The sequence below is a fragment of the Pseudomonas sp. B37(2017) genome, assembly GCF_002112885.1.
Classification (GTDB): Bacteria; Pseudomonadota; Gammaproteobacteria; order Pseudomonadales; family Pseudomonadaceae; genus Aquipseudomonas; species Aquipseudomonas paraglycinae.
Window position 1 is genome coordinate 221071 of the sequence record NZ_NEIX01000008.1, and the last position, 17108, is coordinate 238178.

Below are 17108 nucleotides of genomic sequence, written 5' to 3' on the forward strand. Positions count from 1 at the left end.
CAAACGATGAAATCTCGGACGAGCCATTAGAAAAATTTGGGACTTGGCATGATTCGACCTCAATTGCCCTTGAATGCATTACGCGCTTTTGAAGCTTCTGCGCGCCACCTGAGCTTCACCCGTGCGGCCGTGGAGTTGTGCGTGACCCAAGCGGCCGTCAGCCATCAGGTAAAAAGCCTGGAGGCGCAACTCGGCGTGATCCTGTTCAAACGCCTGCCCCGTGGCCTGATGCTGACCGGCGAGGGCGAAACCCTGCTGCCGGTGCTGACCACGTCGTTCGATCATATCGCGCAGATGCTCGAGCGTCTGGCGGGCGGGCAATATCGGGAAATGCTCACGGTCGGCGCGGTGGGCACCTTCGCGGTGGGCTGGTTGTTGCCGAGGCTGGCGGACTTTCAGGCGAAACATCCGCTCATAGATTTGCGGCTGTCGACCAACAACAATCGGGTGGACGTCGCCGCCGAAGGGCTGGATTACGCGATCCGGTTTGGCGCCGGGGCGTGGCACGGTATCGAGGCGACCCGTTTGCTGGAGGCGCCGTTGTCGGTGCTTTGCGTGCCTGAAGTCGCCCGGCAATTGCATGCGCCGGGGGATCTTTTGCAGCAGCGTTTGCTGCGTTCCTATCGCACTGATGAGTGGCCGGAGTGGTTTCACGCGGCGGGTCTGGCGACCCATGCCGCGCCGCCCCAGAGCATCGTGTTCGACTCGTCGCTGGCGATGATGGAGGCGGCGTTGCAGGGCGGAGGGGTAGCGTTGGCGCCGCCGTTGATGTTTGCCCGGCAACTGGCGGCGGACCTGATCCGCCAACCCTTTGCCATCGAAATCACCACCGGCAGCTATTGGCTGACGCGCTTGCAGTCACGGCCGGAGACGTCGGCGATGGCGGCGTTCAGGAACTGGTTGCTGGAAATGTCCGGCTAGTGAAAATTCTTGTGGGAGCGAGCTTGCTCGCGATGACGGCCTCAAATTCGAAACATCTATCGGCTGAGACTCCGCCATCGCGAGCAAGCTCGCTCCCACAGGGAGTTGCGTTGAATCCGGGTCAGCGCACCAGGCACGGCTTCTTGTTATCGAACGTCCAGCCCGGAATCAGAAACTGCATCGCCACGCTGTCATCCCGCGCGCCGAGTCCCATGCCTTTATAGAGTTCGTGGGCCTTGGCCACCTGATCCATGTCCAGCTCGACGCCCAGCCCCGGTTTCTTCGGCACCTGCACGCAGCCGTCGACGATTTGCAGCGGCGCCTTGGTCAGGCGCTGGCCGTCCTGCCAGATCCAGTGGGTGTCGATCGCGGTGATGTCGCCCGGCGCGGCGGCCGCGACGTGGGTGAACATCGCCAGGGAAATGTCGAAGTGGTTGTTGGAGTGCGAGCCCCAGGTCAGGCCCCATTCATGGCACATCTGCGCCACGCGCACCGAACCCTGCATGGTCCAGAAATGCGGATCGGCCAGCGGGATGTCCACCGATTGCAACTGAATCGCATGGCCCATCTCGCGCCAGTCGGTGGCGATCATGTTGGTGGCGGTTTTCAGCCCGGTGGCGCGACGGAATTCGGCCATCACTTCACGGCCCGAATAGCCGTTTTCCGCACCGCACGGGTCCTCGGCGTAGGCCAGCACATGATGCTGGTCGCGGCACAGACGGATCGCTTCTTTCAGTGACCACGCGCCGTTCGGATCGAGGGTAATGCGCGCGTCAGGGAAGCGCTCGGCCAGTGCGGTCACCGCTTCGATTTCGGCGTCGCCGCTGAGCACACCGCCCTTGAGCTTGAAGTCCTTGAAGCCGTAACGCGCATGGGCAGCCTCGGCCAGACGCACCACGGCGTCGGCGGTCATGGCTTTTTCGTGACGCACGCGGAACCAGTCATTGTCGGCATCCGGTTCGCTGCGGTAGGCGAGGTCGGTTTCCCGGCGATCGCCCACGTAGAACAGATAACCGAGCATCTTCACTTCATCGCGCTGCTGGCCTTCGCCGAGCAATGCCGCCACCGGCACGTCGAGGTGCTGGCCGAGCAGGTCGAGCAGGGCGGCTTCCAGCCCGGTGACCGCGTGAATGGTGATGCGCAGGTCGAAGGTTTGCAGGCCACGGCCGCCGGCATCGCGGTCGGCGAAAGTCTGGCGGACCTGGTTGAGGATCTTCTGATACGTGCCGATCGGGCTGCCGACCACCAGGCTGCGAGCGTCTTCCAGCGTCTGGCGGATGCGTTCGCCGCCGGGCACTTCACCGACGCCGGTGTGGCCGGCGTTGTCCTTGAGGATGACGATGTTGCGGGTGAAAAACGGCCCGTGGGCTCCGCTCAGGTTGAGCAGCATGCCGTCGTGGCCGGCCACCGGGATGACTTGCATCTCGGTGATGATCGGGGCTTTGGCGATGTCGTGTGCGGTCATTTGGGATTGTCCTTTCAAGCGTGTTTCGGCGCGGCATCGGCCACGGCGACGTCAGGTGCGGATTTGGGTGTCATGCGGGCGGCGAACACGATGATCGCGGCGATGATCGAGGTCGCGGCCAGACCATAGAGGCCGCCCTGGATCGAACCGGTGTGTTGTTCCAGCAAGCCGAAAGTGGTCGGGGCGACGAAGCCGCCGAGGTTGCCCACCGAGTTGATCAGCGCGATGACGGCAGCGGCGATCCGTGCATCGAGGTAGGCCTGCGGAATCGGCCAGAACAGTGACGAAGCGGATTTGAAACCCAGCGCAGCAAAGCAGATCGCGACAAAGGCAAAAATCGGCCCGCCGGTGGTGGACATGAACATCCCCGCAGCGGCGATCAGCAATGCAGTGGCGACCCACGCCTGCTGGTGTTTCCACTTCGCCGAGAACGAGGCGAATGCGTACATGCCGATGATCGACAGCAGCCACGGAATCGAGTTGAACAGGCCGACCTGGAAGTCGCTCATCTCGCCCATCTTCTTGATGATGCTCGGCAGCCAGAACGTCGCCGCGTAGATGGTCAATTGAATGAAGAAGTAGATCAGGCAGAACAGGATGATCTGGCGATCCTTGAGCAGTTTGCCCAGCGACGGCCGGATCGGGGTCGCGGCTTCGCGGGCCTTCTGCTCATCGTCGATGGCTTTGACCAGCGCATCCTGCTCGGCGCGGGTCAGCCATTTCGCATCGTGGGGTTTGGCGTCGAGCCAGAACCAGACGAATACGCACAGGCAGACCGAGAACATCCCCTCAATGAAATACATCCACTGCCAGCCGTGCAGGCCCAAGCCTTCGATCTGCAACAGCAGGCCGGACAACGGGCCGGAAATCAGCGAGGCCACGGCCGAACCGCTCAAGAAAATCGCAATCGCCTTGCCGCGCTCGGCCCCTGGCAACCAGCGGGTGAAGTAGTAGATCACCCCGGGAAAGAATCCGGCCTCGGCCACGCCGAGCAGAAATCGCAGGATGTAGAAGTGGGTTTCGTTCTGGATGAACGCCATGCCGGCGGCGACCAGGCCCCAGGTGAACATGATGCGGGTCAGCCAGATTCGCGCGCCGACTTTTTGCAGCAACATGTTGGAGGGGACTTCGAATAGCGCGTAACCGATGAAGAACAGCCCGGCACCGAAACCGTAGGCCGCGGCACCGATGCCGAGGTCGTGTTCCATGTGGGTGCGGACGAAGCCGATGTTCACCCGGTCAATGTAATTGACGATGAACATGATGACGAACAGCGGCAGGACGTGGCGTTTGACTTTGGCAATGGCGGAGGACAGCACGGAATCGGCGCCCTCGTTCATCCCGGCAATGGATGATTTCACTTGGTTTTCTCCCACTCGTTATTTTTATGCGGGGTGTGTCTGGTGTTGCGTTGTTGATAGACATCATACAACTAGATTTTTTTGTCCTACAAGCGGGAGTGCTCAATCAAATTTGTCTACGGGAGACGGTTTTTATGCTTTTTAAGTTTTTAAGTGCCGTATTTGTTGGCTTTTGTAAGGGTTTTATCAGATATGGCAGAGCATTCCATGCCAGTGATCGTGGGGCGGTTGCTCGACGCAAAGGAGAGTTTTCTAACTAAAATCCAGTGTTGTCATACAAGTTGAGGCCTGAAATTGATAGGAGCTCATACAAGTGATCACCTCCAGTGCTACGATCGGTTTGCCCCGATCACTGGAACCGACCATGCAAGAAGACCTCGACGCTCCCGCCCGTAAACGCGCACACAACCTGGCCCATGACCTGGTGGAAAAACTCACCCAGAGCATCCTGCTCGGCCAGATGTTGCCCGGTGACAAGTTGCCGTCGGAAAACTCGATCGTTCAGGAGCACGGTGTCAGTCGCACCGTGGTGCGCGAGGCGATTTCCAAATTGCAGGCGTCGGGGCTGGTGGAGACGCGGCACGGCATCGGCACGTTCGTGATCGAGCGCGCGCCGGAGCAGGGGCTGCGACTGAATGTCGACACCGCGCTGGGCGTGCGCAGCATTCTCGAATTGCGCATGGGCCTGGAGACGCAAGCGGTGGCACTGGCGGCGCAGCGCCGTACCGAACAGCAACTGGTGCAGATGCGTCAGGCGCTGGACGACTACCAGCGTCTATTGGCCAACAACGACAGTTGCGTCGAGGCCGACCGGCGCTTCCATCTGTTGATTGCCGAAGCCACCGGCAATGTCTGCTTCACCGAAATCATGCAGCACCTGGGCAGCGCAATGATCCCGCGCACCCGGGTCAACGCCGCCGAGCGCGGCGCGGTGGATTTGAGCAAGCTCGGGCAATTGGCGAATCTTGAGCATGAGGCGATCCTTAACGCGATCAGGCGTCAGGACCCGGACGCCGCGCGTGCGGCGATGTGGCTACACCTGACCAACAGTCGCGACCGGTTTTCGGCGGGCGGCGCATAACGGTGTCGCAACTCAAGTCTCAATGGCCCGCACCGCCGCGGGCCGCTCCAGATTCAACGCCAGCACGCTGATCAACACCACTGCCGAACCCACCAGTACCAGCAACGTCGGTCGCTCACCCAATCCCACCGAAGCAATGCCCATTGCGGTCAGCGGAATCAGGTACAGCGTCATCGTCGCCCGGCTCAGGTCCACATGCTTCAGCACGAATGCCCAGGCCATATAGGCGAGGGCGCTGGGAAACACGCCCAGACCCAGCACCGCCCATTGCACCCGCAGCGGCGCACGGGCCGCGCTGTCGACCAGCCCCGGCAAGTAGATCAACAGCAGCAGCGTGCCGGACCACACGGTGTAGCAAACCAGCGTCAGCCCGTCGTAGCGTCCGGCGTGGTGTTTTTGCAGAGCGAAGTAAACGCTCCATGACACGGCGGCCAGCAGGATCAGCAAGCCGTGCGCGTCGAGGCTGCCGAGGCCGCGATCGCCGCTGACCACGATCACCACGCCGACGAATCCCAGCAACACACAACCCCAGCGCCAGGCGCTGATCCGATCCTTGAACAGAAACCGCGCCAGCAACGTGCTGAACAGCGGCGTCGATTGCGCCAGCACACTCGACGCGCCGGCGCTGACGCTTTGCTGACCGATGTTCAGCACCACGTGATGCAGGCTGACGGCAAAAAAGCCCAAGGCAAACAACAGCGGCAAATCCTGCAGGCGCGGCAGATGAATGCCCTTGAAACCTGCAATCACCGCCATGAACAGCGACGCCAGCAGAAACCGCAGCAAGGCCAGATGACCGGGGTCGTAGGCTTGCAGACCGATGTGGATGCCGGTCGGCGAATAGGCCCAGCAACCGACCACGAATGCCATGGCCAACAGGATTTTCAAAGGCGAAGTGGAAGGCATGAGCGAGGCACCGTGTGATTGATGCGCCGAGTATCCGGGCGGCCAATCATTCGCCACAACTGACTTATACTGCGCCAACCATTCACTGTGAGTGATGAATTATGGAGCTGGCGCAGATCCGCATGTTCAAGACCGTGGCCGAGGTCGGCAGCATCGCCAAAGCGGCTGAAAAGCTGTTTTGCGTGCCGTCGAATATCACGGCGCGGATCAAATCCCTGGAAGCGGAGCTGGGGGTGGCGCTGTTTCTGCGCGAAGGGCGCGGGCTGCGGATCAGTCCGGCGGGGCAGACCTTTCTGGCTTACGCGGAGAAGATTCTGGCACTGACGGCTGAAGCCAAGCGCGCGGTCGATCCCGCTGCCGAGCCGTCCGGGCCGCTGCGCATCGGTGCCATAGAATCTTCGGCAACCGGGCGCCTGCCGCGCCTGCTGGCGAAGTTTCACAAGCGCTATCCAAACGTGGCCCTCGAATTGACCACCGGCACCTGGGGCCAATTGCTGGACGATACGGTGAGCCATCGGCTCGACGGCGCCATCGTCGCGGTGGACGTCGAGCGTTCCCAGCTCAAGCGCACGCCGATGTATCGCGAAGAATTGCTGCTGATCGCATCGACCTCGTTCGGGCCGGTGCGCGACCTCGACGATTTGCAGGACAAAACCGTGTTCATGTGGCCGCAAGGCTGTCCCTATCGCGCCGCGCTGGAGCACTGGTTGTTGCGCCAGGGCCTGGCACTGCCGATTGTCAGTCTGGCCAGTTACGGGGCGATTGTCGGTTGCGTGAGTGCCGGCGCCGGCGTGGCGCTGGTGCCCAAAGGCGTGTTCGAGCAATACGCGAAAGGCGCGGGGTGTGCGGGTTACGAATTTCCGGAACTGACGGCCATCGACAACTTGTTCTACTGGCATGAAAACGCCGGGGTGCACCCGGCGCGTGAGGCGTTTGTGGCGATGCTGCGCGAGGAGTTTGTCTGAGCCGGATCAGGCTCCGCTCACGTCGCGCATCAGCAAGCCGAAGCGCAAATCCACCGCATCCGGAATCGGCAGATAAACCGTGTGCCCGTCCCCCGGCGCCACGTCGATGGCTTCGCCCTTGAGGTTCTGCAGTTCATGCAGATCAAAATGGAAATTGCCCTTGGGCGTCATCAGTTCCAGATGATCGCCCAGCGCAAAGCGGTTCTTCACCTTGACCTCGGCCAGACGATCCCGGCGCTCGCCGGTCAGTTCGCCCACAAACTGCTGACGCTCCGACACCGAGCTGCCGTTCTGGTAGTTCTGGTATTCGTCATGCACATGACGACGGAGGAAGCCTTCGGTGTAGCCGCGCTGGGCGAGGGATTCCAGATCGGTCATCAGGCTGCGGTCGAATTCGCGGCCGGCCACCGCATCGTCGATGGCCCGGCGGTAGACCTGGGTGGTGCGTGCGCAATAGAAGTGCGATTTGGTCCGGCCTTCGATCTTCAGTGAGTGCACGCCCATGCGGGTCAGGCGCTCAACGTGCTGCACCGCGCGCAGGTCCTTGGCATTCATGATGTAGGTGCCGTGTTCGTCTTCGAATGCCGGCATCAGCTCGCCGGGACGGTTGGCTTCCTGCAACAGAAACACCTGATCGGTGGGGGCGCCGAGGCCGAGGGTCGGTTGCGGTTCGAAGGTCTGCACGATTTCGCCGAGCTGATTTTCAGTCGCTTCCTGTGCCGAATATTTCCAGCGGCAGGCATTGGTGCAGGTGCCCTGATTGGCGTCGCGCTTGTTCATGTAACCCGAGAGCAGGCAGCGGCCGGAATAGGCCATGCACAGCGCGCCGTGGACGAACACTTCAAGCTCCATGCCCGGCACTTGCTCGCGGATTTCGCCGATTTCTTCCAGCGACAATTCACGGGACAGGATGATTCGGCTCAGTCCCTGTTGCTGCCAGAACTCGACGCTCGCCCAGTTCACCGTGTTGGCCTGCACCGACAGGTGGATCGGCATCTGCGGGAAGTGTCGGCGTACCAGCATGATCAGGCCGGGGTCGGACATGATCAGCGCGTCCGGTGCCATTTCGATCACTGGCGCCAGATCCTTGAGGAAGGTCTTCAATTTGGCGTTATGCGGCGCGATGTTGACCACCACGTAGAAGCGCTTGCCCTGGGCCTGGGCTTCACGAATGCCGAGCGCCAGGTTGGCGTGATCGAACTCGTTGTTGCGCACCCGCAGGCTGTAGCGCGGCTGGCCGGCATACACCGCATCGGCCCCGTAGGCGAAGGCATAACGCATGTTTTTCAGGGTGCCGGCGGGCGCGAGCAGTTCGGGGGTGAAGGAGGTCGTCATGGCGGCGTCGGTCGCAAAAGCGCGGCAGGGTAGAGCAGTTGCGCCGAGGGTTTATTGATCTGGATCTATGCTCCATGAAGAAACAGGGCACTCGCGCTGACGCTGGCTGACTAAACGGGACGGGCGCGGGTGGCGCCTGACTGACCTGGACCGGACATGAACCAAAAGAGTCTGCAATTCAAATCCCTCACCGTGCTGCTGTTGCTGGTGACGGTCGCCTTTATCTGGATCCTGCTGCCGTTCTACGGCGCGGTGTTCTGGGCGGTGATACTCGGCATCCTGTTCGCGCCGATGCAACGTCAGTTGCAACTGAAATTCGGCTGGCAACGCAACCTGACATCACTGTGTACGTTGAGTGTCTGCCTGGTGATCGCGATCCTGCCGGTGATCGTCATCAGTGTGCTGCTGGTGCAGGAAGGGGCGACGCTTTACGACAACATCGAAAGCGGCAAGCTCGATATCGGCGCGTATCTGGCGCAGTTCAAACACAGCCTGCCGCCGTACTTTCAGCACTTGCTCGATCGCTTCGGCTTGGGTGAGCTCAATGCCTTGCGCGAGAAGATTGTCAAAGCCTCGATGCAGGGCAGTCAGGTGCTGGCGAGTCAGGCCTTCAGTTTCGGCCAGGGCACGTTCGATTTCGTGGTGAGTTTTTTCATCATGCTGTACCTGCTGTTTTTCTTCCTGCGCGATGGCGCCGAACTGGCGCGCAAGGTGCGCACGGCGATACCGCTGGAGGAACATCACAAACGCCGTTTGCAGCTGAAATTCAACCGCGTGGTGCGCGCGACGGTGAAGGGCAATCTGCTGGTGGCGATCACGCAGGGTGCGCTGGGCGGGGCGATTTTCTGGTTTCTCGACATTCCCAGCGCGTTGCTCTGGGCGGTGCTGATGGCGTTTCTGTCGTTGCTGCCGGCGGTGGGGGCGGGGATTGTCTGGGTGCCGGTCGCGGCTTACTTCCTGCTCAGCGGGATGATCTGGCAGGGCGTGGTACTGGGGTTGTTCGGGGTGTTCGTGATCGGTCTGGTGGATAACCTGCTGCGCCCGATCCTGGTGGGCAAGGACACCCGGATGCCGGACTACATGATCCTGATCTCGACCCTGGGCGGGCTGGCGGTATTCGGGCTCAACGGTTTCGTGATCGGGCCGCTGATCGCGGCGCTGTTCATGTCGAGCTGGGCGCTGTTCATCGAAAGCAAACCGAAAGTGCAGCTGCCTTAAGCCTTGAACGGACCGTTGAGCAGTTGTTGCGACAGTGCCTGCGCCGCCGGCAAGGACGTGAGCGGGCCGCTGACCGGCTCGCCGTCGCGCACCAGATACCAGCAGGCGAGCAGCCCCAGCTCTCTGAGCGATGCGGGAACGGCGCTACCGATAACGGACATGATTTGAACCTGAGCCATGAGAAGTACCTCCATCAATCTATGGAGCTACCTTAGGGAGTTGGCCGTTTCAGGGACAATCAACGCTTTCGATAGTGGTCATTGACGCCAGTGAGGGCTGGCTCAATCCACCACTTGATCGAGCATGTGCACGATCTCGTGTTCATTGAGAAACCCCTTGCGCACGAGGTTTTCCGCCAGCAGCGAGAGAAACTTCGCCGTGCGGTGGCCTTCCAGGTGCTTGAGTTCGGTCAGGGCGTTGTAGACCTTGCTCGAGGTGCATAAACCGACGATGCGGTGCGGATTTTGTGTAGGCATTCAAGTCGTCCTTGTTGTTATCAACCTGTTGTATGCGGACGGATTCAGAGTGCGGTTCCGTCATGACAAATAGATGACCGTTTGTGTTTTGCCCCCGACGGTCGAGTCCATCATGCCGACTTTAACGGTTCAAACTGTCCCCACAGCGACCTTGGCGAGATTTTTTCAGACCTTGGCCGACGGACGGTTGGCTTTCCTGGAGGCAATAAAAAGCCCCGCTATCAAGCGGGGCTTCGTGTGCCGGTTACCAGCGCGGGCCACCGTAGTAGTGTGGCCGACCGTAATAACCGCGCGGCGGGCCGTAATAGACCGGGGCCGGTTGGACGTAGACCGGTTGCTGCACATAAACCGGGGCCGGCTGGTAATAGACCGGTGGCGGCGGTTGCTGCACGTAGACCGGTGCCGGTTGAGCGTAAACAGGCTGTTGGACGTACACCGGCCGATCCTGGTTGATGAGCGCCGAGCCGATGATGGCCGAGCCGACGATCGCACCAAATACCGCCGGGCCCTGCCAGCCACCGCCGTGGGCTTCTGCCTGACCCGTGATCGCGAATGCACCAATCAACAAGGCCACGATGGGGAGTTTACGAATCATGATAATTCCTCGGTTCTTCGACCCGGCGTCCGAACCTGCAGCAGGCCCGGAATGGCGCGGGGATACTTCTAAGACAGCAACATTTTGAAAAACAGCACGGCCGCTAGGTAAATTTTGTGTAAGGTCTGTACCGGTTTGTTTACCGGATTTCCGGCATCGGCTGTGGTGCCCGGAACAGACCGCCTTATGATCGTTCAGAACCCGATGGCCTGGCTAATCCCGTCCATCCGAAAGTGCATTCGAAGGAGCCTCCCATGCAGATGAACCCCAACAAAGACACCCAATTGTGCATGTCCCTGTCTGGGCGTCCCGGGAATTTCGGTCTGCGTTTTCATAACCATTTGTATGAACAACTGGGCCTGAATTTCTACTACAAGGCGTTCAGCAGCCAGGATCTGTCCGGTGCCGTCGGCGGGATCCGCGCGCTGGGAATTCGCGGTTGCGGCGTATCGATGCCGTTCAAGGAAGCGAGTATTGCGCTGGTCGATGAACTGGATGCCTCGGCGGCGGCGATCCAGTCGATCAACACCATCGTCAACACCAACGGCCATCTCAAGGCCTACAACACCGATTACATCGCCATTGCTCAGTTGCTGGAAACCCACGCGGTGCCGAAGGACACGACTTTCGCCCTGCGCGGCAGCGGCGGCATGGCCAAGGCTGTGGCCAGTGCCTTGCGCGATGGCGGTTACAAGAACGGTTTGATCGTCGCCCGCAATGAGCGGGCCGGGCGTGCGCTGGCAGATTCACTCGGGTATCGCTGGCAGGCGGAACTGGGTGACGAGCGCCCGCAGATGGTGATCAACGTGACTCCGGTCGGGATGGATGGCGGTCCGGAAGCGGGTCAGCTTTCTTTTGACGTGGATGTGATCAAGTCTGCCGACACTGTGTTCGATGTGGTGGCGATCCCCTCGGAAACCCCGCTGATCGTGCGTGGTCGTGCGGAAGGTAAAAAAGTGATCACCGGGCTGGAAGTGATTGCGATCCAGGCACTTGAGCAGTTTGTGCTGTACACCGGCGTGCGGCCGACGGCCGAGCAGTTCGATGCAGCGGTGGCGTTTGCCCGTAGCTGATGGAGCCTGAGCAACGGCATATCCGCCCGGATTTGTCGTTGCCTATACTGCCGGATCAGCAAGCACAGACTTGCCCATCACAAAAGCCGAGGTTTGCATGCATCCGCCCATTCTCAACCTGAATGACGTCGAACTCGAACCGCTTCCCGAATCATTGGCCCCCGAGGGCGAAACCGCCGGGCGTTATCAGCAACGGTTCGCCCGGGTCGGCCAGCAACTGGGCGCGCAGAAACTCGGTTATCGCCTGTATGCGTTGCCGCCGGGCATGCGCGGCAGTCCGTTTCACAGTCATCGGGTCAATGAGGAAATGTTCTACGTGGTGGCCGGGGAAGGGGAAGTGCGCCTCGGTGCCGAACGTTTCCCGATCCGCGCTGGTGATGTGATCGCCTGTCCGCCGGGCGGCCCGGAAGCCGCGCATCAGATCATCAACACCAGTGCTGCGGAACTTCGCTATCTGGCCGTCAGCACCCAGCAGCAACCGGAAATCTGCGAGTACCCGGACTCGAACAAATACGCGGTGATGGACAACTTCAACGTCGATGCCGACGGCAATGCCTCGGGATTCGTCGCGGTGGCGCGGCAGGCAGACGGCGTGGATTACTGGGACGGCGAATAACGCCGCCCCGGTGCGTTTATTCTTCGAGGCGGGCCAGACGCTCTTCCAGCGCTGCAATCCGCGCTTCCAGCTCTTCGATGCGCTCCACTGACACGCCGCTGGCAGCGCCGCGATCACTCGGGTTCTGTCGTGCCGCGATAATCGCCTCGATGTCCGCCGGATCGCCCAGCGCGTGGGTGTAGCGATCTTCGCGCTGACCGGCCTGACGCGGAATCAACACCGCCAGCTCCCGGGCGATCAGGCGTTCCAGCTGATGCACCACTTGTTCGGCGTCTTCGAATTCATGCATGCGACCGCTGCGGGTCAGCAGTTCGTTGACGGTCTGCGGGCCGCGCAGGAACATCAACCCGGTCAGGATCAATTGCGCCGGCACCAGCTCCAGCGCCTTGTCGACCTTGTGCTCCCAGCGGTCGGCGCGACTGCCCATCACCAGTTTGGCGAAACCGCGGCTTTCGAGGGCGCGCAGGCTCTGGCCGACCTGGCCCTGAGTCAGGTTCATCACTGGCTCCCGGCTGGTTTTCTGGTTGCAGGCCAGCACCAGTGCGTTGAGGGTCAACGGGTAGGTTTCCGGGCTGGTGGCCTGTTTCTCGATCAACGAGCCCAGAATGCGGATTTCCGTGGCGTTGAGCCGTGGTTCGTCGGAGCGGGTTTCAAATTCTGTGGTCATCGCGCGTTCCCTCTGCAGTCGAAGGCGCCTAGCCTAATCCTTGCTGGATAAAAGACAAGCCGCGCCGCCATGCGAGCATGGCTATAATCGCCCCCACGATTCACCCAGCCACCACGTGAGACTGCCATGACCATTTCCCTTTACGCCGCATCCGTCCCGGTTTTCCAACAAATGCTCAACGCCGTGAGCGATGTGCTGAAAAAGGCTGAAGCCCACGCCACCGAGAAAAACATCGACCCGAACGCCTTCCTGCAAGCGCGTCTGTACCCGGACATGTTCCCGCTGGTGCGTCAGGTGCAGATTGCCGTGGACTTCGCCAAAGGCGTTTCCTCGCGTCTGGCCGAAATCGAAATCCCGAAATATGACGACACCGAAACCACCTTCGCCGAGTTGCAGGCGCTGATCGCCAAGGTTCTGGCTTTCATCGGCGAGATCAAGCCAGAGCAGATCAATGGCAAGGAAGGCATCGAGATCGTGACTCGTCCGGGCACGCCGAAAGAGAAGCGCTTCAGTGGCCAGGCTTACCTGCTGAGCTACGGCCTGCCGCAGTTCTTCTTCCACGTCACCACCACCTACGCACTGCTGCGTCACAACGGTGTGGAAGTGGGCAAGCGCGATTACATGGGCGCGTTCTAAAACGTTCTGCAACAAAAAGCCCGCCAAGGTTTGCGCCTTGGCGGGCTTTTTTATTGCGTGGTTTTTTACGCCGGACGCTGGGCTTTCTGTTCTTCGCCCAGGCATGCGGCGGCGGTGAACAGCACGTCGGTGGAGGAGTTCAGCGCCGTCTCGGCCGAATCCTGCAATACACCGATGATGAAACCGACCGCCACCACTTGCATGGCGATCTCGCTCGGGATGCCGAACAGGCTGCACGCCAGCGGGATCAGCAGCAGCGAGCCACCGGCCACACCCGAAGCACCGCAAGCGCAGATCGCGGCGACGACGCTGAGCAGGATCGCGGTCGGGATGTCCACGGCGATGCCCAGGGTGTGTACGGCTGCGAGGGTCAGCACGGTGATGGTGATCGACGCGCCGGCCATGTTGATGGTGGCGCCGAGCGGAATCGATACCGAGTAGGTGTCTTCATGCAGGCCCAGGCGCTTGCTCAATTCCAGGTTGACCGGAATGTTCGCCGCCGAGCTGCGGGTGAAGAACGCGGTGATGCCGCTTTCACGCAGGCACTGAAGCGTCAGCGGGTACGGGTTGCGACGCAGCTTCCAGAACACGATCAGCGGGTTCATCACCAGCGCGACGAACAGCATGCAGCCCAGCAAAACCGCCAGCAGGTGCGCGTAACCGACCAGCGCGCCGAAACCGGAGGTGGCCAGGGTCGAGGCCACCAGACCGAAAATCCCCAGCGGCGCGAAGCGGATCACCACACGCACGATCAGGGTCACGCCGTTGGACAGGTCGCTGACCACTTCGCGGGTGGTGTCGCCGGCGTGGCGGATGGCCACGCCCATGCCGATGGCCCAGGCCAGAATGCCGATGAAGTTGGCGTTCATCAGTGCGCTCACCGGGTTGTCGACCACGCTCAGCAACAGGCTTTGCAGCACTTCACTGATGCCGCCCGGCGCGCTTACCGCGATGTTGTCGGTGGACAGCACCAGATGCGACGGGAACATCATGCTGGCGATCACCGCGACCACGGCAGCGGCGAAGGTGCCCAGCAGATACAGGAACAGAATCGGCCGGATGTGGGTTTCCTGGCCGTGCTTGTGGTTGGCGATCGACGCCATGACCAGCACGAACACCAGGATCGGCGCCACGGCTTTCAGCGCCGAGACGAACACCTTGCCGATGAAGGCCGTGCCTTTGGCCGCTTCCGGCGCGAACAGCGCGAGGGCGATGCCGGCAATCAGGCCGATCAGGATCTGGGTGACCAGGCTGAGGCTTTTAAGGCGTTGCAATAGAGAAGGGGATGAAGCGGTCATAACGGCATCTCTGGTTTTTTTATAGGGTGCAAGGTTGCGTGATCCGGGCGATGAATCGGGGGCAGGCCACAGACACGAACCGAAAGGACTGACGCGACAGCCACGCCGTTAAACGGTTGGCTGAACAGGGTGTACGTTTTGCAGGGCGCGGACTTTATCACAGCGTCGTCCGGATCCTTCAGACCTGTGACGATCTGCCACCGGATCCATCCACAACTTAGACAGGTTTGTGCAAGTCACTCGGGAAACACTCTGTTAAGATTGCGCATCCTTATTTTCAAGTTCTGCCGGCGGGCCCTCGGGTCAGCGCTGGTGTCGTCGTTTTGCTGGAGTTCCTCATGCTGTTGCCCATCCTTCTGTTGTCTGCCGCCGGGTTTACGGTGCTGACCACGGAGTTCGTCATCGTCGGCCTGCTGCCGGCGATTGCCCGCGACCTGGCCGTCACCATCCCGCAGGCCGGGCTGCTGGTGACTCTGTTCGCGTTCACCGTGGCGATGTTCGGTCCATTCTTGACCGCGTATTTCGCCCGCTTCGAGCGCCGCAAACTGTTCATCACCATCCTGATCATGTTCGGTCTGGCCAATACCGTGGCGGCATTGGCGCCGAACATCTGGGTCATGGCGATTGCCCGGCTGATCCCGGCACTGGGGCTTCCGGTGTTCTGGGCGCTGGCCAGCGAAACGGCGGTGGACATCGTCGGCCCGGACTTCGCCGGTCGCGCGATCGCCAAGATCGGCTTCGGCATCGTCTGCGCCACCGTGTTCGGGATTCCGGTCGGCACGCTGATTTCCGATGCGTTCGGCTGGCGCAGTGCGTTCGCCATTCTGGCGGTGATCGCGTTCGCCAAGGCGTTGCTGCTGTTTGTCTATCTGCCGAAAACCAGCCTGCACCAGCATCAGGTCAGTTTCGCTTCGCAGTTCAAGATCCTGCGCAGCCCGCTGATGCTCGGCCATGTGCTGCTGTCGATCCTGGTGTTCAGCGGCATGTTCACCGCTTATACCTATCTGGCGGACATCCTCGAACGTCTGGCCGGCTTCAATGGCACCGTGGTCGGCTGGTGCCTGATGGGCTTTGGCGCGGTCGGTCTGATTGGCAACTCGCTGGGCGGTCGTGCGGTGGATCGCCATCCACTGATGGCTTCGGTGATGTTCTGCGCGTTCATGATCCCGGGGATGGTGGCGCTGGTGCCGAACATCAATTCGTCGCTGGGTCTGGCGGCGGCGATGGGCATCTGGGGCGTGACTCAGGCGGCGCTGTTTCTGGTCAGCCACGTGCGCTTGATGAAAGCCGCACCTGAGGCGCCGGCCTTCGCCGCGTCGCTGAACATTGCCGGGGCCAATCTCGGGATTGGTTTGGGCGCGATCATTGGCGGTCGAGTGATCGACAGCGCCGGCCTCGGCTTTGTGGGTTTCGCCGCTGCCGGGTTCATTCTGCTGTCGATTTTCCTCGCCATGGTGCTGATGGTGCTCAAGCCGCGCGACGTCTGCGCGCCGGCTTAAAAGGCTGTAAACAGCTCGCGTCGGGCACCTTCGGTAATCGCTTTGATGCCGGGGTGCTTGACCTTGCGTTCCACCGAGATCGCGTAGAACGACTCGCTCACCGCATCGGTCTGACCGATCAACTCGACGCCGTACTGGCGCTTCACCTCATCGGCAATCACGCTCGGGCCAATGAAAATCCCGCTGCCGGACTGGCCGAACGCCTGCATCAAGGCGCTGTCATCGAACTCCCCGACAATCCTCGGCTGAATCTGCTGCTCGGCGAACCAGCGCTGCAACCGGCTGCGCACCACGGTTTCCGCGCCGGGGATCAACAGCGGCGCACCGTGCAGGCTGCGCGGAAAATCCTGACCGTATTGCGCTGCCAGCTCGGCGGTGGCGAAAAAACTGATCCCGCATTCCCCAAGCTTCTGGCTGTAGCCCTTGATGTCCAGGTGCGAGGGCATCGGGCTGTCGGAGATCACCAGGTCCAGGCGCTGGATCGCCAGGTCCGCCAGCAGGCGCTCGAGTTTGTCTTCGCGGCAGGTGATGCGCAGTGGCTCGCTCAATTCCATGGTCGGCGCGATCAGGCGATAGACGATGGATTTGGGCACCACGTCCGCCACACCGACCCGGAACAGGATCTGCTGTTCGTTGGGCTGGGCGCGCAGCATCAGCTCCAGTTCGCCGCCGAGCTGGAACATTTGCTCGGCGTAGGGCAGGGCTTGGCGCCCGGCCTCGGTGAGCTCAAGTTGCCGGCCGACCCTTTGAAACAGTTCGATGCCGTAAGTCTGTTCGAGCAGAGAAATCTGTCCGCTGATGGTCTGTGGCGTCAGATTCAGTTGCTCGCAGGCGCGCACGATGCTGCCGGTCTTGGCCACCACCCAGAAGTAGTGCAGTTGTCGGTAATTGAGCATGGGGTTCGGTCCGTCAAATACAGTTCGTATAAATCGAAGTATAGCCGCTAAAAATACGAATTTTCCTGAAGTGTCTGTCTCCCTAGAATGCCCAGCCATC

General features: G+C 61.1%; 18 protein-coding genes. 8 read left to right on the forward strand and 10 right to left on the reverse strand.

Translation table 11 applies throughout. The features are described from left to right. Positions 1–48 precede the first annotated feature (48 nt). On the forward strand, positions 49–921 hold the full coding sequence (locus CAF90_RS20640; protein ID WP_085608309.1) for a LysR family transcriptional regulator: 873 nt from the start codon (positions 49–51) through the stop codon (positions 919–921). 121 nt (positions 922–1042) lie between these two features. Here CAF90_RS20640 and gudD read toward each other — a convergent pair whose 3' ends face one another. After that, positions 1043–2386 carry a glucarate dehydratase gene (gene gudD / locus CAF90_RS20645; RefSeq protein ID WP_085608310.1) on the reverse strand — a complete coding sequence of 448 codons (1344 nt, stop codon included), beginning with the start codon at positions 2384–2386 and terminating at the stop codon, positions 1043–1045. A 14-nt stretch (positions 2387–2400) separates the two neighbouring features. Then, entirely contained in the window at positions 2401–3747 is a 1347-nt protein-coding gene (locus tag CAF90_RS20650; protein ID WP_007951586.1) for an MFS transporter, read from the reverse strand. A gap of 364 nt (positions 3748–4111) precedes the next feature. Between CAF90_RS20650 and CAF90_RS20655 the strand changes: the two genes are divergently transcribed. Beyond that, positions 4112–4828: a FadR/GntR family transcriptional regulator gene (locus CAF90_RS20655; RefSeq protein ID WP_085608311.1), complete on the forward strand. Its 717-nt coding sequence runs from the start codon at positions 4112–4114 to the stop codon at positions 4826–4828. A 12-nt stretch (positions 4829–4840) separates the two neighbouring features. Here the strand turns inward: CAF90_RS20655 and CAF90_RS20660 are convergent, their stop codons facing one another. Next, positions 4841–5734 (reverse strand): DMT family transporter, encoded by an 894-nt coding sequence (locus tag CAF90_RS20660; RefSeq protein WP_085608312.1) that lies wholly within the window; start codon positions 5732–5734, stop codon positions 4841–4843. 101 nt (positions 5735–5835) lie between these two features. Here CAF90_RS20660 and CAF90_RS20665 point away from each other — a divergent pair, with 101 nt between their 5' ends. Then, a complete protein-coding gene (locus CAF90_RS20665) occupies positions 5836–6699 on the forward strand; it encodes a LysR family transcriptional regulator (RefSeq protein ID WP_085608313.1) in 864 nt (287 codons plus the stop codon). Positions 6700–6705: 6 nt separating this feature from the next. Here CAF90_RS20665 and yegQ read toward each other — a convergent pair whose 3' ends face one another. Further along, positions 6706–8034 carry a tRNA 5-hydroxyuridine modification protein YegQ gene (yegQ, locus tag CAF90_RS20670; protein WP_085608314.1) on the reverse strand — a complete coding sequence of 443 codons (1329 nt, stop codon included), beginning with the start codon at positions 8032–8034 and terminating at the stop codon, positions 6706–6708. A gap of 156 nt (positions 8035–8190) precedes the next feature. On the opposite strand from yegQ, the gene CAF90_RS20675 reads away from it, so the two are divergent. Next, on the forward strand, positions 8191–9252 hold the full coding sequence (locus CAF90_RS20675) for an AI-2E family transporter (RefSeq protein ID WP_085608315.1): 1062 nt from the start codon (positions 8191–8193) through the stop codon (positions 9250–9252). Here CAF90_RS20675 and CAF90_RS20680 read toward each other — a convergent pair. From CAF90_RS20680 to CAF90_RS20690, 3 genes are all read right to left on the reverse strand, one after another. Then, the gene (locus tag CAF90_RS20680) at positions 9249–9431 is read right to left on the reverse strand and encodes a hypothetical protein (protein WP_064380832.1); all 183 of its coding nucleotides are present in this window, start codon (positions 9429–9431) and stop codon (positions 9249–9251) included. The genes CAF90_RS20675 and CAF90_RS20680 overlap by 4 nt on opposite strands. Before the next feature lie 102 nt (positions 9432–9533). Beyond that, positions 9534–9728 carry a hypothetical protein gene (locus tag CAF90_RS20685; protein ID WP_007951579.1) on the reverse strand — a complete coding sequence of 65 codons (195 nt, stop codon included), beginning with the start codon at positions 9726–9728 and terminating at the stop codon, positions 9534–9536. A gap of 244 nt (positions 9729–9972) precedes the next feature. Then, positions 9973–10323 carry a hypothetical protein gene (locus CAF90_RS20690; RefSeq protein WP_007951578.1) on the reverse strand — a complete coding sequence of 117 codons (351 nt, stop codon included), beginning with the start codon at positions 10321–10323 and terminating at the stop codon, positions 9973–9975. Positions 10324–10577: 254 nt separating this feature from the next. Here CAF90_RS20690 and CAF90_RS20695 point away from each other — a divergent pair, with 254 nt between their 5' ends. Beyond that, complete coding sequence (locus CAF90_RS20695) at positions 10578–11396, forward strand: shikimate 5-dehydrogenase (RefSeq protein WP_085608316.1); 819 nt, start codon at positions 10578–10580, stop codon at positions 11394–11396. A gap of 97 nt (positions 11397–11493) precedes the next feature. Continuing rightward, positions 11494–12012, forward strand: a complete 519-nt coding sequence (locus CAF90_RS20700) for a cupin domain-containing protein (protein WP_085608317.1) — start codon at positions 11494–11496, stop codon at positions 12010–12012. Positions 12013–12028: 16 nt separating this feature from the next. Here the strand turns inward: CAF90_RS20700 and CAF90_RS20705 are convergent, their stop codons facing one another. After that, complete coding sequence (locus CAF90_RS20705) at positions 12029–12679, reverse strand: YceH family protein (protein WP_011335047.1); 651 nt, start codon at positions 12677–12679, stop codon at positions 12029–12031. A gap of 126 nt (positions 12680–12805) precedes the next feature. On the opposite strand from CAF90_RS20705, the gene CAF90_RS20710 reads away from it, so the two are divergent. Further along, positions 12806–13315 carry a DUF1993 family protein gene (locus CAF90_RS20710; RefSeq protein ID WP_007951572.1) on the forward strand — a complete coding sequence of 170 codons (510 nt, stop codon included), beginning with the start codon at positions 12806–12808 and terminating at the stop codon, positions 13313–13315. Positions 13316–13380: 65 nt separating this feature from the next. On the opposite strand, the gene sstT is transcribed toward CAF90_RS20710, so the two are convergent. After that, positions 13381–14613: a serine/threonine transporter SstT gene (gene sstT, locus CAF90_RS20715; protein WP_085608318.1), complete on the reverse strand. Its 1233-nt coding sequence runs from the start codon at positions 14611–14613 to the stop codon at positions 13381–13383. A 338-nt stretch (positions 14614–14951) separates the two neighbouring features. Between sstT and CAF90_RS20720 the strand changes: the two genes are divergently transcribed. Further along, positions 14952–16112 (forward strand): MFS transporter, encoded by a 1161-nt coding sequence (locus CAF90_RS20720; protein WP_007951570.1) that lies wholly within the window; start codon positions 14952–14954, stop codon positions 16110–16112. Here CAF90_RS20720 and nhaR read toward each other — a convergent pair. Then, complete coding sequence (nhaR, locus tag CAF90_RS20725) at positions 16109–17008, reverse strand: transcriptional activator NhaR (protein WP_007951569.1); 900 nt, start codon at positions 17006–17008, stop codon at positions 16109–16111. The genes CAF90_RS20720 and nhaR overlap by 4 nt on opposite strands. Between the last annotated feature and the right edge of the window lie 100 nt (positions 17009–17108).

Bases quoted from the DNA above. Each gene is read 5' to 3' on its own strand.
- CAF90_RS20640 (WP_085608309.1), top strand. From the start codon at position 49: ATGATTCGACCTCAATTGCCCTTGAATGCATTACGCGCTTTTGAAGCT.
- gudD (WP_085608310.1), bottom strand. From the start codon at position 2,386: ATGACCGCACACGACATCGCCAAAGCCCCGATCATCACCGAGATGCAA.
- CAF90_RS20655 (WP_085608311.1), top strand. From the start codon at position 4,112: ATGCAAGAAGACCTCGACGCTCCCGCCCGTAAACGCGCACACAACCTG.
- CAF90_RS20660 (WP_085608312.1), bottom strand. From the start codon at position 5,734: ATGCCTTCCACTTCGCCTTTGAAAATCCTGTTGGCCATGGCATTCGTG.
- CAF90_RS20665 (WP_085608313.1), top strand. From the start codon at position 5,836: ATGGAGCTGGCGCAGATCCGCATGTTCAAGACCGTGGCCGAGGTCGGC.
- yegQ (WP_085608314.1), bottom strand. From the start codon at position 8,034: ATGACGACCTCCTTCACCCCCGAACTGCTCGCGCCCGCCGGCACCCTG.
- CAF90_RS20675 (WP_085608315.1), top strand. From the start codon at position 8,191: ATGAACCAAAAGAGTCTGCAATTCAAATCCCTCACCGTGCTGCTGTTG.
- CAF90_RS20680 (WP_064380832.1), bottom strand. From the start codon at position 9,431: ATGGCTCAGGTTCAAATCATGTCCGTTATCGGTAGCGCCGTTCCCGCA.
- CAF90_RS20685 (WP_007951579.1), bottom strand. From the start codon at position 9,728: ATGCCTACACAAAATCCGCACCGCATCGTCGGTTTATGCACCTCGAGC.
- CAF90_RS20690 (WP_007951578.1), bottom strand. From the start codon at position 10,323: ATGATTCGTAAACTCCCCATCGTGGCCTTGTTGATTGGTGCATTCGCG.
- CAF90_RS20695 (WP_085608316.1), top strand. From the start codon at position 10,578: ATGCAGATGAACCCCAACAAAGACACCCAATTGTGCATGTCCCTGTCT.
- CAF90_RS20700 (WP_085608317.1), top strand. From the start codon at position 11,494: ATGCATCCGCCCATTCTCAACCTGAATGACGTCGAACTCGAACCGCTT.
- CAF90_RS20705 (WP_011335047.1), bottom strand. From the start codon at position 12,679: ATGACCACAGAATTTGAAACCCGCTCCGACGAACCACGGCTCAACGCC.
- CAF90_RS20710 (WP_007951572.1), top strand. From the start codon at position 12,806: ATGACCATTTCCCTTTACGCCGCATCCGTCCCGGTTTTCCAACAAATG.
- sstT (WP_085608318.1), bottom strand. From the start codon at position 14,613: ATGACCGCTTCATCCCCTTCTCTATTGCAACGCCTTAAAAGCCTCAGC.
- CAF90_RS20720 (WP_007951570.1), top strand. From the start codon at position 14,952: ATGCTGTTGCCCATCCTTCTGTTGTCTGCCGCCGGGTTTACGGTGCTG.
- nhaR (WP_007951569.1), bottom strand. From the start codon at position 17,008: ATGCTCAATTACCGACAACTGCACTACTTCTGGGTGGTGGCCAAGACC.